We start from the raw sequence: 13,900 nt of genomic DNA, 5'->3' as shown, positions 1-13,900 counted from the left end.
CGGGCCTGAACCTTACTGCTATTTTGGTTAGCGGCTAAAACGTAGCTGACCGTGGATCCAGGTTTGCTGGGTGCGGGTTTGCCACAGTTGTTCTGCCGGTATCGCAAAAATATCGCGGTCGACCAGAATAAAATCAGCCCAGCTACCTGGTTCTAAGGTGCCCATTTTGTCTTCCTGAAAGGCACCGTAGGCGGCATCAACGGTAAAAGAACGCAGTGCTTCAACTAAGGTCAGGCGCTGTTCTGGCAACCAGCCACCGACCGGCTGATTTTGCTGATCCTGCCGGGTGACCGAGGCATGTAAACCATGGAACGGATTGGCCAGTTCCACCGGAAAATCTGAACCGCCGACAATAATACTGCCCTGATCGGCAAAGGTGCGCCAGGCATAGGCGCCGCGCAACCGCGCTATGCCCAGCCGGTCACCGGCCATATTCATATCCGAGGTGGCATGTACCGCCTGCATCGAGGGCAGAATGTGCAGCGCTTTAAAGCGCGGAATATCCTGCGGTGAGACTATCTGCGCATGTTCGATACGGTGGCGGCCGGCAGCGCGCTGCTCGGCTGAGGCTAGCAATTCAAAGCGATCCAATACCAAGCGGTTAGCCCGATCGCCAATGGCGTGCACATTGGCCTGATAGCCGGCGTTAATGGTCAGCCGCATAATCTCGGTCAGAGCATCGGGTTCGGTAACCAACAGGCCACGTTGGCCGGCCTGATCGCTATAGTCAGCTAACAATGCCGCACCGCGGCTACCCAGGGCTCCATCGCCATAAATTTTTACCGAGCGGATATCCAGCCAATCAGTCGGGTCGTCAACGATGCCGTTAGTCAACCATTGCTCCAGTGCCGGATCCTTGGCTGATAGCATCGGGTATACCCGGACGCCCAGCGCCTGCTCCTGCTGTAATTGCTGATAGAGCGCGACCAGTTCACTGCTGACACCGGCATCATGCACGGCAGTGATCCCCAGTTCCTGCAAATGGGCAAATGCCGTTTGCAGTGCCGCTCTTTTATCGTCAGTGCTGGGGGCAGGGATTTTTTGCTGTACCAGGTACATAGCGTTATCAATTAATACACCTGTTGGTTCGCCGGCGGCATCACGGATAATTTCTCCGCCGGGTGGATCCAGGGTGTCTTTGCTGATACCAGCCAAGGCCAGCGCTTTACTATTGACCCAGGCCGCATGGGCGTCAATCCGCACCAGATACACCGGTTTATCCGGTAACAGCTCATCCAGAGTCTTTTTTGCCGGAAAAGCATTGCTATCCCATAGTACCTGATTCCAACCGCGGCCAATCACCCATTGCTGCTCCGGGTTCGCGCGGGCAAACTCCGCGACCTGAGCCGCTGAAGCCTGTTCACTGCTTAGGCCCCGCAAGTCGGCTTGTTTCAGATATTCACCCAGCCCGAGTAAATGGCCGTGGCCATCGATTAAGCCCGGCAGCAGGGTTTGTCCCTGACCATCAATCACCCTGGCCTTTGGATAGTTGGCAGTAATGCCGGCTGCGCCGCGAGCCAGTACCTGGCCGCTTTCGTCATCAAATACCAGCGTCTGGAAGTTCACCAGTTGCCGCTGCTGGTCAAAACCATAGCCCTGAATATTTTTCAGCACTACAGGCGCGGCAGACAGACCAAAGCTTGTCAGCGTAGCGAGTAATAACAAGGGTTTAAGTTGCATACGGGATCCTGTTGTTGATTTTTTTCTGACTATAGCAACAAAGGCTGCCGGATACACTTTCGCTGCGATAAAAAAAGCCCGGACTAAGCCGGGCTGTCAGTAAGGTGTGCTACTCGTTCTGGTAGCCACTAATATCGCCGATGCCGTTTGGCAGTAAACCTTTTAACATCTCAGGGGTATAGGCACCGGAATCGGTCCACAACACCCAGTCGATATCCCCTTTGTAGCTACTATTGCCGGCATCGCCCAGCTGCAGATAGTTGTCACTGCCATTGCTAGCCGGGCGCATGGTGACAGCTTCCAGTAATCCCAGCGGCGTATTATTGCCCTCGACATAGACGGCAACATTACCGGTAGTAGGAGAGCTCAGCGCGATGGTGAAATGATAAACCCGATACTGTGTCATATCGATAGCATCGGCCTCATTGGCCTTGCCAAAGGTAACCGATGAGCCATTGTTGGCATTTTCCAGTTGGATCCCGGCATTATTACCATCGCCGCGGAACACCACTTTCAGACGGCTGCCGGCACTGGCGCCGCTATCGCCCAGTGCGATTTCGGTTTCGATAATACGTTGATTATCGCTATTACCCTTCAAGCCCATCAGCAGGGTAAAGTATTTGGGATAGACACCGTCGGCGGCGACCACGTTATCCAGTTTGGCGCGACTGCGGTCTGAGCCACTGGCGGTGCTATCAAAGGTAACGGTGCCATCGCCGTTAGCGCTGAACAGATTAGGCTCTGCCACACCGCCACTTTGCTGCGCGGTAAACTGACCCAGGCTGCCATCGGCCAGAGTTACGGCGCCATTGGCGAAAGGTTCTAAATCTGCAGCATAGATATTCCAGTTCACCGCAACCGGCGGTTCAACCGGGTCAATCGGTACCGGTGGTGGGGTCGGCTCTTCCGGCGCGGTGGTTTCTGGTTCGGGTGCCGGGCATAAACCCGGACTTGGCGGCGTCTCAATTTTACCCACGCCAGCGTAACGTAACACGGTTTCTTTGACTTGCTGCACCGGGATCAAACTGGACTGATAGTTGTAAGGCACATTTAGCTCGCCGGTCGACTGATAGCTATCGGCAATCACTGAACCCGGTGCGCCCGGCTCCCAACTGATGTTTTCGAAGATATTATCAATCAATTGCCAGTAGCCAATTTGCTGGCTGTACATCGACATCACCGGGTTTTTCATATTGGCAAAATGGTTTTGCTCAATCCGGATCACGGCGCCCATCCTTGAATTAATGCCGCTTTCGACAGCGCCGTCATAGAAGTTGTTGTAGATATGGCCTTTACCAAAACGGAACAGTGGTAAGCGTGAGTTGACGTTATACCAGTGGTTATGATGGTAAGTCAGGGTACGCTCGTAGTTATCACTGTCGGAGGAGCCGACCAGCGACGTCTTCCAGCTATTATGAAACTTATTGAAAGAAATCGTGATGTAGCGGGCATCGCCCTTGGCATCGACCAGGCCATCATAATAGTCTTTCACCTGATCCAGTGTCAGGCTCGGGTCATCAACGGTCAGACTATTGTAAATTTCGTTATGATCGATCCAGATATTGCTCGCCGGCCCTTCGATACTGATGCCATCGCCAGGTGCGCCAAGGTTGGCGCGAACATGATGGATACGCAGATTGCGGATAATAATATTGTGTGCCCGCACGATATTAAAGCCGATACCGGCCATTTCGCCCTGAGTGCCGAGACCAATAATTGAGACATCGCGTACATCTTTAATATCAATCCGGCTGTCCTTCGCATTTTGTAGGGTAATGGTGCCATTAACCCAGATCGTTAGCGGGCGATTCGGATCTTTGTTTTTTAGAGCGTTAATCATTTGCTCGCCAGTACAGACTACTACTTCTACCCGGTTTTCACCGCCGCCGCCGGTGGTACCGCCGTTTTCTGAGGCATAGCCGTACACGGTATCCAGATCGGTAAGTACCACAGCGCTGGTATCAATTTTCGGTGGTGGTGTAACAAGGACCTCTTTTTCTACTTCCACCACCTTGGTTTCAGTATTACAGCCCAGCAGCACCCCGCTGCCAAGTAATATAGTTAGTAGTTTTCGATTAAACATTTTTCTACCCTGTTGATTGTTATAGCTTATTGTTTATTTCTTTATCGTGCGCCGATTTGTCTACCGGTGGCATTTTTTCTGTAAACTGGTGCCAGAGGTGAGAGTGAAAGCGGCGGTTCAGCTTTTTTATGGCGAAAAAGCGCGCTTAATACAAATTTTTTGTGTGATTTTTCGCCGCTTTCTGGTAAAAGTTTCGTATCTGGCATAAAACCGGGCGCTAGCGCCTGCAGTGCTATGCCGCCAGGTGGCGGGTGCAATTATCGTTGCTATGTCATAGAATGAACTTATTGAGGGTACGGTTATCTTAGGTAGCCAGAGTCGGCCGCCGCTGATAGCAGGTTGCGCCAGCGCCATCCACACTAAAATTAGAATAATGATTACGATTTAATTCATGCCGAACAGTTTAATTCAACAATTCCGGGACCGTGTGCCCGTGCTGCATCAACGGTTGATGCTGGGCTGTGCGCTGGGCTTGAGCGTGTTGCTCGCCTGGCCGCAGCCTAAGCCAACACAGAGTAGCCTGGGCTTTATGCCGTTAATGCTGGGTATGGGGCTACAACATGGGCCCCAGCAGCTGCAGCAATTTCCGGTGGCCGAGCTTACCGCCTGGTTGCAAAGCCAGTTGCATATTGCACCCGCCGAAGATCCCTTTATCAAAGTTTATAATATCCGTGCCGGTGATAGCCTGAGCCGGATCTTTGCCCGCTATGGCCTGAACTACCAAACTGTACAGCAGGTGATGGCGGCAGACGAGTCCTTGCTGGCGTTAGACGTACTGCGCCCCGGTAATCGTCTGACCCTGCAGCTGGATGAAAATGGCCAGCTACAGAGCATGGAGTTGTATGTGCATGCCGGCAAGAAAGTGCTGTATAAACGTGAAGCCGCCGATGAATTCAGTTATCAGGAACTGCTGGATGAAGGAGTATGGCAAAATACGATTCTGGTGGGTGAAGTCTTTGGCAGCTTTTACGCTTCAGCCCAGCGAGCTGGTTTGAATGATGCTGATATTTACAATATTAATCAGTTATTTAAAGAGCGGATTAATTTCGCCCGCGACTTGCAAGCCGGAGCCCAGTTTCAGGTATTGCGCAGTGAAAACTTTGTTGGTGAAGAAAGTACGGGCTTAAGCCGGATTGAAGGCATCCGTATTCTAAACCGGCGTCAGACGTTAACCGCCTTTATGCATGACGACGGCCAGTACTATGATGCCAATGGCGATAGTCTGGAGCGGGCTTTTTCGCGCTTACCTCTGGCTAGCCAGGTCCGGGTTAGCTCACACTTTAATCCACGCCGTCTGCACCCTATTACGCAACGGGTGTCGCCGCACAATGGTACCGATTTTCCGTTACCGATCGGGACGCCGATTATTGCACCGGCCGACGGGGTAGTGACCCGGATTGAAAACCATCCGTTTGCTGGTAAGTACATTGAGATCCAGCATTTTGGTAACTATAAAACCCGCTACCTGCACTTAAGCCGCTTTTTGGTTCAGCGTGGGCAACGAGTGACGCGGGGACAGCGTATTGCCTTATCCGGCAATACCGGGCGCTCCACCGGACCACATTTACATTATGAGCTGCATGTGAATAACAGACCGGTAAATCCGATGACCGCGCATATCCCATTGGCGCGTCCGGTACCAGCAGAATCCAAGGCCGCTTTTGCTGCCCGGGTGAAGCAGCTGACGGCGCAGATGGAGCAACAAACCCTGTTAGCCAAACAGCAAAGCGCCGAACAGGAACTGGCAGACTAAGTGAGTTACCGTAGATCTCAGACCTAAAAAAGCCCCCGCTGTTGCGGGGGCTTCTGTTTCAAATACTGACGGCACTCGGCAGTAACAATTACGGTTTAGTATTTAGCGGGCTGGCCAGCAGCAGGTAATGATTGCAGGATAAACTCGCGCAGATCATCATTTGATTTCTTTAAATCTTCATAGCGTAAATACATCATATGGCCGCTGCGGTAGCCTTTGAAGCTGAGGCGATCTTTCATTTTACCGCTCGGGTCCAGTTGCCACATATTGTACTTAGCATCAAAGTAGTTGGTGGCGCCGTCGTAATAACCCGCTTGTGTCAGCACCCGCAGATAGGGGTTTTGTGCCATTGCCTGGCGCAGGTTTTCACCGGTATTGTCGTTGCTGCGATCCCAGGGATGCACGTTACCAAACATGTTGTATTTAATGTCGGTTTTATAGTTTAACTCGGTGCGCAGGTAGTGATTAATTGCCGGGGTAAAAGAATGCAACCAGGAGGTCAGCTCGGCCCAATAGTCCGGGCTGGCGCCGACATCATTTTTATCGATCCCCAGATAACGTGAATCCAGCCGGCCAACGGTTTGACCACGGTCACGTAATAGCTCTTTCCAAAAGTAGCTGGTGCTGATATCCAGATTAGAACGCAGCACATTCTGCACGCTGATACCGGAATAGCGGCTAACCTGCTCGGCAATACGTTGCTTGTCCTGTGCCGGCAGCGAATTGCCGCGGGCCAGTGCTGGCAGGTATTCGTTCAGCGTAAAGTTTTCAACTTCCGGCAGAATATCATACAGATCTTTTTGTTGTAGATCGGCCGGCAGGGCTTGGTGATACCAGGCCGTCGCGGCAAAGTATGGCAGGCGATTGGCAGCCTTGACCGGGCCCTGACGTTCAATGCCAATATCGGTCGGCGACACCAGGATCACACCATTTAAATACATCCACTGATTGTTTTGTAGTGCCAGTGCCAAACCGGCGACCCGGGTTGTGCCATAGCTCTCGCCAATCAGAAATTTAGGAGACGGCCAGCGCTCGTAGCGGGTGACAAAGCTGTTGATCCAGCCGGCAAGGTAGTTAACGTCAGCATTGACGCCAAAGAACATTTTCTGTTGTTGCTCGCGGGATGGCATTTTACCATCTGGCCCGGGCAGTACCCGCGAATAACCGGTATTAACCGGATTCACAAAGACAATATCGGCGACATCGAGTACTGAGTAAGGGTTGGTTTTTACGCCGTATGGCTGAATAGGGTAGCCTTCGCTATCAATAATCAGCGCTTTGGGGCCGGTGTAGGCAATATGCATCCAAACCGATGCCGAGCCCGGACCACCGTTAAACGAAATCAGCAGTGGCCGCTTGCTGTTATCCTTAATATCAGTGCGCTGATAGTAGGTATAAAACAGCGTAGCAGTGGGATGGCCATTGTCATCCCACACCGGCTGGGTACCGGTATAAGCTTTGTAGCTGAACCTTTGGCCGTTAATCTGCGTGCGGTGTTCGGTCACCACTACACTATCGGCGTCGATACTGATCGCTTCGGTTTTGTTGGTAGCCAGCGCCGGTAGCGCCGGGCCCAGTGTTAAACCCAGACCCAGCAAAAGGGGCAGGGCGTAGCAGGATAGTCGCATAATGTTGTCCAAGGTCGATAATGAAAATCTTATGCTTACCATAACGTTAAATGCCAGCGCTGCGAAGCAACTTGCGATTGGTTGCAGATTTACAGGACGGAGGGCAGTGCTGAGCCTGGGTGACAGTAGAAATGCAAAGCATTCTTAATTGCATATTGCTGATATTAAACATAATTTTGCTTAACTGCACGGTTTGAACTAAGCTTAAAGCCTGCTTTTAATCTAGCCGGAGTCTGCTATGCACGGTCATCCACAGGTACTCAGCAAATTGAATGAAGTACTGACTGCCGAATTAACCTCTATTAATCAGTATTTTCTGCACGCCAGGATCTATAAAAACTGGGGGCTAAAAGCCCTGAATGATGTTTGCTACAAGAAATCTATCAAAGATATGAAGCAAGCCGACGAACTGATTGAGCGTATTCTGATGCTGGAAGGGTTACCGAATTTGCAGGCGCTGGGTAAGCTCAGGATTGGTGAAGATACGCCGGAGATGCTGCAATGCGATCAGGATTTTCAGCTGGAGCAATTGCCGTTATTAAAGGAAGCGATAGCACTGTGTGAGAGTTTGCAGGACTATGTTAGCCGGGATCTGTTAACGGAAATCCTGGAGTATGAAGAAGAACATCTGGACTGGCTGGAAACGCAACAGCATCAAATTACGGTGATGGGATTAGCCAATTATCTGCAAGCGCAGCTGGGAGGTGAATAATGCAGGGTAGTCCGAAGGTAATCAGTGCCCTGAATTTGTTGCTCGCTAATGAGCTGGCGGCAATGGATCAATATTTTATTCACTCCAGAATGTATCACGACTGGGGCCTGCACAAGCTGTTTGAGCGCATCGATCACGAGTTCGACGATGAAAAAGGTCACGCTTCGGCGCTGATTGAGCGCATTATCTTTCTCGGCGGCACGCCGGATATGAGCAAACGCGATGCCATTCAGGTCGGGCAGACGGTGCCGCAGATGTTGCAGAATGATCTGAATGTTGAGTATGCGGTGCAAAAGCTGCTGAAACAAAGCATGGCCTTGTGTGAACAGGAACAGGATTTTGTGACGCGTAATATCCTGCAGGGGCTGCTGGACGATACCGAAAATGATCACGCGCATTGGCTGGAGCAGCAACTCCGCCTGATTAAGCTACTGGGACTAGAAAACTATCTGCAATCGCAGCTTTAACAACGGTTTGCAAGAAAACGTAAGTAGAGCAACTGATAGCGGATCGCCTGCTGTTGCAGCCAGTGATAGCAGGCGCGCGACATGCAATCTGTGGTGACGCAGTGCAGGTTGAGGCTGTCGTCCGTATCCCAAGATTCTAACACCTGAAAACGTCCCGCTATTAGCCTGGGCTGGCTGGCCAGCCAGTCATTTAGCGCTGATGCCGGTATTTGACAGGCTTGAGTTAAATCAACACAGGAAAGAGCCTGACAGAGCGGCACCCGTTGCCGTGCAAACTGTACTATCTGACAGCCACTAAGTCTGAGTCGGGTTAACCAGAGTGCCACCTGGCTATAGCTATTCTGAGGTTGTAATTCCAGCAGTGTTGGCAATACAAGCCTCTCTGATGGCGATTCCAGCTTCAGCATAAACTCGTACCCCGCGCTATGTTCAGCCAGACAGCGATAACCGAGAATGCGTAAATGTTGCCAACCGGCAGCAGGTGGAAATAACACCTGTTGTTGACAGGGGGCGGGCGAGCTGTTGTTGCGTAACGATGGCCAGCATTCGGCCAGGATACCAAGCGCTTTCTTCAGGGATCCGGCTTCCAGCAATGGCATAGTTTATCTTCCTCCAAAAAAAACGGGCAAGCTTGCTTGCCCGAACAATGCAGGACGAGCCACAAAGACCAGAGAGATGCCATCCATGACCGGCTCTTAATCCGTTGCAGTGAGTATAGCGCGGCTTTTTGTAAATGCAAATAGTTATCATTAATGATTTGTGTCAGGCAGCAGCATCGGCTACACTAGCAAGTGAAATGTTATATTATCACAATTTGGTGTCTTATGCTGCAGATCGTCTTTGCCTGTTTCCTGGTTTGTTTGGTATCGCTAAGTGGTGGCTTGTTGCTGCGGTTGTTCGGTAGCCTGCTGCACAGCGTTATCCCTTGGTTGTTAGCGGTGGCCATCGGCGTATTGCTTGCTGATGCGCTTTTTCACTTATTACCCGAAGCCCTTGCCAGTTCGGCGACGGTCTGGCCCGTTCTAAGCTGGCTGGTCGTAGGGCTGGGCGTATTCTTTCTTTTCGAGCGGGGACTCAACTGGCAGCATCGCGTTTTTCACCGCGCTTATCCGCCAGCCATGGCCAGTTTTGGCTGGGTAAGCCTGAGTGTTGATGCTCTGCATAATCTGATTGACGGCGCCCTGATTGCGACCAGCTTTCTGTTAGATCCGGCCTTGGGTTGGGCGACGACGCTGGCGATTCTGCTGCATGAATTGCCCCAGGAAATCAGTGATACCGCCATTTTGGTGGCGGCGGGCGCGAGTTTGAAAAAGGCAGTTGGCTTGAATTTGCTGGCGGCGAGCACTGTTTTTATCGGTGCCGCTTTGGTGTTGAGTTTGGGCCAGATCCTAACTTTGCCGGTAGCAACCTTGTTGGCTATTACGGCCGGGGGCTTTATTTACATTGCATTATTCGATTTATTGCCCAGATTGCAGCGGCCGGTAAATATCAGAGTCTTGGGTTTGCAAATCTCCTGTGTAGCAGTCGGTATGGTGTTTATCGAGGTTTTACATCTGTTAAACGCACATCATTAAACCCCTGCATTGTTATATCATCACAAAAGTTGTATATTGTTACGATATAACATTTTGAGCCAATCCTGGAGTTAAGGACCAATGATCAAGCAGAGTGCGATAGCCCTAACCATAGCAGCGGCCTTGCATAGCGCCACAGCACAAGCCAATACCATTAGCGGTGTAGTGAAAGATCCTAAAGGGCAGCCCGTTGCCAATGCTGAAGTTGATGTTATTGGCGCCGCGGCCAAAACACGCACTGACGAATTTGGTCGCTTTACATTGCGCAATGTACCAGTGCGGGAAGTAGAGTTGCATCTGGCGGCCCGTCGTTTTGGTCACAGCAACGTGAAATTATCTGTTCCGGCAGCTGGGTTAACCGATGTGGAACTGCAGCTGACGCCAAGCAGCTTTGAAATTATTGATGTCACGGCCAGCCCGTTACATGCCTCAGTAACAGAATCCGCCCTGCCAGTCAGCGTGTTAGCAGGTGATCGGTTAAAGATGCAACAAACTACCTCGCTGGGCGATACGCTGAGTAAAGAAGTTGGTGTGCATTCGAATTTCCATGGCGGTGTTACCAGCAGCCCGATTATCCGTGGCCTGGATGGCCCGCGGGTACTGATTATGCAAAATGGTCTCGATGCCGGTGATGCCTCACGTATCGGCCCGGACCACAGTGTGGCGACAGAAACCAGTACCGCAACCCAAATTGAAGTATTGCGCGGCCCGGCGACCTTGTTCTATGGCAGTGGCGCCATCGGCGGTGTAGTCAATGTGGTCGATGATCGGATCCCGACAGATAGCACGCCGCGTGCTGAGTGGCTCACCGAGCTACAAAGCGTCGACTCAGCGAAGCTGATTGCCGGCTCACTGGTTAATGGCAATCAGGATTATGCGGTTTATCTGGATGGTTTCTGGCGCGACAGCATTAATTACAAGGCACCGCACGATTGGATGCACCGCCAGGACGAGCACGATCATGATCACGACCATGCTGATGAGCATGATGAGCACGGTCGTCGCATTGCGAACACCTTCAGCACCAGCAAAGGCTTTACCGTTGGTGGCAGTCGCTTGTTAGATAATGGCTTTGTCGGGCTGTCATACGGTCGTTTAGAGCGGGAATATGGTATCCCGGGCCATAGCCATGGTGGCGAAGAAGATCACGCTGAGCATGACGAAGAGCTGGTCTATGCCGATAAAAAGCAGGATCGGCTGCAGCTACAAAGCGAGCTGTTTTTTGACAATCCCTGGCTACGTCAGCTGAATAGTCGTCTGGCCTATACCGATTATCAGCATGCTGAGATTGAAGACGGTTTTGTCAGTACGGTGTTCCGCAACAAGAGTCACGAAGCCCGTTTCGAGTTATTCCACCAGCCGGTATACGACTGGAAAGGCGGCCTGAGTCTGCACTATAAATTCAGCGATTTCGAGGCGGTTGGCAGCGAGGCCTTTACGCCACCATCTGAATCTACCATGTTGGCCTTGGGTTGGATGGCTGAGCGTCATTTTGGCCCGGTATTGTTGCAGCTGGGCGCCCGCGCTGAACGGGTAAAGATTAGCGCTGACCGGGTGCTGCTGCCGGAACTGGACATTCATGGCCATGACGATGACCATCACGACCACGATCATGACCATGATCATGGCGGTGTTGAGATCATCCGTGTGTTTGGTGTCGAGAATAAATACACGCCAGTCAGTTTATCTGCCGGTGTGGTCTGGGACTTTGCTGAGGGATATAACCTTGGTTTATCCTTATCCCAGGCTGAGCGGGCGCCGAGTGCGGCTGAGTTGTTCTCCTTTGGTCCTCACCTGGGGACTCGCAGTTATGAAATCGGCTCGTTATTCCGTCTCAATGCCGATCGGGATGGCTTTGAGTTAAACCGGGACGGCTTTGAGTTAGAAAAATCACGCAATCTGGACCTGACGTTCCGCAAGTTTGGTGGTGATTTTGGTTTAGTACTAAATGCCTTCTACAACCGGGTTGATAATTACTTCTATCAACGTAACACCGGCTTATTTGCCGAATATAGCCACCAGCACGAGGATGAGCATGATGGTCATGACCATGGCGATCATGATCATGGTGGCCACGACCATGGCGGTGAATTGCCGGTTTATCTGTACGTTAACGAAGACGTTGATTTGCACGGCTTTGAAGCTCAGTTTATCTGGCAAATCAGCGCACCGTATCGGCTGACCATTCAGGGCGACTATATTCGGGCCCGGCTGCGCGCTGGTGGTGAGTTACCACGCACACCACCAATGCGTTTGATGACCGAGCTAGCGTATCAGGGTAATCATTTTGATGCTGATCTCAGTATCAGCCGTTACTTCCGGCAGGATAAAATCGCTGAATTCGAGCAGGCTTCTGCGGGGTACACCCTGGTTGATGCCAGTGTGAGCTATCGCTTTAACTTAGGTTCGCAGGATCTGGTGGCGTATCTGAAAGCGCAGAACCTGACCGATGAGCTGGCGCTGGTTCATACCTCCTTCTTACGTGACATCACACCACTCCCAGGTCGTAGCTTTGCTATTGGCCTTAGAGGTTCATTCTAACTTTAATCAACAATTAGGGGCCCTGGCGACAGGGCTCGAGTATCAGAGGAAGACACTATGCGTTATCTAACACCGACCCGGACTGTTGCCGTGGCCGTAGCCGCAGCTTTGCTTGCGGCTTGTGGAGATACGACAATTAATATTAACGAGCAGGAGCCGATTGTTATTGAGCGGCCGGGTCATGATCATGACCATGATAAGGTGAATCCGGTAGGCCGGTTAGTGTTAACCGCGATTGATAACCCTTTCGTGCAAATCTTAGAGTTACCCGCTAAAACCGAACTGAACACCTTTATGGTCAGTGCGACACCCAGTGATCTTTATGCCAGTGGCGATTACCGCTATGCAGCTGTGGTACAACGTACCCAGGATCTGGTGAACTTTATTGATGGTGGTTTATGGCAGGAAGACCATGTCGACCATCTGCATGATTATCAGGAAGCGCCACGTTTTATGCCGTTTCAGTTAACTGGCGTCAGACCGACACACTTTCAGCAGGCTCCGGGCCAATTGGCGGTATTTTTCGATGGTAATGCCGCAACAGGTGCGCCTGCCAGTGTCGCGGTGTTAACCGATGCTGATATTGGTGAAGATCGCACTGACTATCCGAAATTAACCTTAACGACTCACCAGCATGGTGCGGCGCAGGCACGGGGTGAGTTTTTAGTCAGTACTCTGCGCGATGTAAACAGCAGCACTACCCTGCCAAGTCAGGTGGCACTGTATAAGCGGCAAGGTGCTGATTTCATCCAGGAACAAGTCTTTGCCGAAAACTGCCCTAACTTACACGGCAGCGCACAGAATCATGATTTTGTGGCCTTTGGTTGTTCGGATGGTGTATTGCTGATTGAGCAGAATGGAAATACCTTTACTGCCAGTAAGCTGGCGAATACCGCCGACTTTACCGGTACGCTGCGTATTGGCACCCTGGCCGGTGACAAAGCGGCAGAACATTTTATTGGTTTAGCAGGCGCTCAGGTGTTCGCGATTGACGCTGAAGATGCCAAAATGGAAAAGCTGGATTGGCAGCCAGGTGCTGCTAACGCGATCTGGGGCTATGGTTTTGCCGATGGTGCGGAAAAGTTTGTATTGCTGGATAACACCGGCCAACTGACCATTTTTAACTACCATGGTCATGCCCACGCTGGCCAAAGTGCCTTTACCTATGCGGCTAAAGTTGCAGTATCGAACGCTGATCTGAGCCTGTTACCGGCAGGGGCCCGTTTCCAATTAGCGATTTCGGCGGCCGATGACAAAGTTTATATCACCGATCCAATCCGTAAAGAGCTGATTACGGTGGATGTGCATGATGCGGAAATCAAAAGCCGCAAGCAGCTAAACTTTACGCCACACCGCATCACCTGGCTGGGTATTGCTGAGCCGGCAGATGATCATCACGACCACTAATTAACACCCTAACTTCCTGGTGGGGTTAGCCGCTGCAACTGCAGCGGCTTTTTTA

The 13,900-nt window shown here is 51.5% G+C and carries 10 protein-coding genes; 6 read left to right on the top strand and 4 right to left on the bottom strand.

Annotation, left to right across the window (positions count from 1 at the left end; all coding sequences use genetic code 11):
- Positions 1 to 27: 27 nt before the first annotated feature.
- Both AJE_RS07395 and AJE_RS07390 read right to left on the bottom strand, forming a co-directional pair.
- A complete protein-coding gene (locus tag AJE_RS07395) occupies positions 28 to 1,680 on the bottom strand; it encodes an amidohydrolase (protein WP_008950326.1) in 1,653 nt (550 codons plus the stop codon).
- 109 nt (positions 1,681 to 1,789) lie between these two features.
- Complete coding sequence (locus tag AJE_RS07390) at positions 1,790 to 3,763, bottom strand: pectate lyase family protein (protein ID WP_008950325.1); 1,974 nt, start codon at positions 3,761 to 3,763, stop codon at positions 1,790 to 1,792.
- Between the two features lie 391 nt (positions 3,764 to 4,154).
- Here AJE_RS07390 and AJE_RS07385 point away from each other — a divergent pair, with 391 nt between their 5' ends.
- On the top strand, positions 4,155 to 5,516 hold the full coding sequence (locus AJE_RS07385; RefSeq protein WP_008606627.1) for a peptidoglycan DD-metalloendopeptidase family protein: 1,362 nt from the start codon (positions 4,155 to 4,157) through the stop codon (positions 5,514 to 5,516).
- A gap of 95 nt (positions 5,517 to 5,611) precedes the next feature.
- On the opposite strand, the gene AJE_RS07380 is transcribed toward AJE_RS07385, so the two are convergent.
- Positions 5,612 to 7,144 carry a S10 family peptidase gene (locus tag AJE_RS07380; RefSeq protein ID WP_008950324.1) on the bottom strand — a complete coding sequence of 511 codons (1,533 nt, stop codon included), beginning with the start codon at positions 7,142 to 7,144 and terminating at the stop codon, positions 5,612 to 5,614.
- A 238-nt stretch (positions 7,145 to 7,382) separates the two neighbouring features.
- On the opposite strand from AJE_RS07380, the gene bfr (AJE_RS07375) reads away from it, so the two are divergent.
- Positions 7,383 to 7,856 carry a bacterioferritin gene (gene bfr / locus AJE_RS07375; protein WP_008606631.1) on the top strand — a complete coding sequence of 158 codons (474 nt, stop codon included), beginning with the start codon at positions 7,383 to 7,385 and terminating at the stop codon, positions 7,854 to 7,856.
- Positions 7,856 to 8,323, top strand: coding sequence for a bacterioferritin (bfr, locus tag AJE_RS07370; RefSeq protein WP_008606632.1), 468 nt, complete (start codon positions 7,856 to 7,858; stop codon positions 8,321 to 8,323). The genes bfr (AJE_RS07375) and bfr (AJE_RS07370) overlap by 1 nt, the downstream gene beginning before the upstream one ends.
- Here bfr (AJE_RS07370) and AJE_RS07365 read toward each other — a convergent pair.
- Positions 8,320 to 8,922, bottom strand: a complete 603-nt coding sequence (locus tag AJE_RS07365; protein ID WP_008950323.1) for a hypothetical protein — start codon at positions 8,920 to 8,922, stop codon at positions 8,320 to 8,322. The genes bfr (AJE_RS07370) and AJE_RS07365 overlap by 4 nt on opposite strands.
- Positions 8,923 to 9,147: 225 nt before the next feature.
- Here AJE_RS07365 and AJE_RS07360 point away from each other — a divergent pair, with 225 nt between their 5' ends.
- From AJE_RS07360 to AJE_RS07350, 3 genes are all read left to right on the top strand, one after another.
- A complete protein-coding gene (locus AJE_RS07360) occupies positions 9,148 to 9,897 on the top strand; it encodes a ZIP family metal transporter (RefSeq protein WP_008606642.1) in 750 nt (249 codons plus the stop codon).
- A gap of 81 nt (positions 9,898 to 9,978) precedes the next feature.
- On the top strand, positions 9,979 to 12,438 hold the full coding sequence (locus AJE_RS07355; RefSeq protein WP_008950322.1) for a TonB-dependent receptor: 2,460 nt from the start codon (positions 9,979 to 9,981) through the stop codon (positions 12,436 to 12,438).
- Between the two features lie 57 nt (positions 12,439 to 12,495).
- Positions 12,496 to 13,845 carry a hypothetical protein gene (locus AJE_RS07350; protein ID WP_008950321.1) on the top strand — a complete coding sequence of 450 codons (1,350 nt, stop codon included), beginning with the start codon at positions 12,496 to 12,498 and terminating at the stop codon, positions 13,843 to 13,845.
- The last annotated feature ends 55 nt before the right edge of the window (positions 13,846 to 13,900 follow it).

This window comes from Alishewanella jeotgali KCTC 22429 (genome assembly GCF_000245735.1).
In the GTDB taxonomy this organism is placed as follows: Bacteria; Pseudomonadota; Gammaproteobacteria; order Enterobacterales; family Alteromonadaceae; genus Alishewanella; species Alishewanella jeotgali.
Note: the sequence above shows the minus strand (reverse complement) of the source record. Positions and strands in the feature narration are given on the sequence as shown.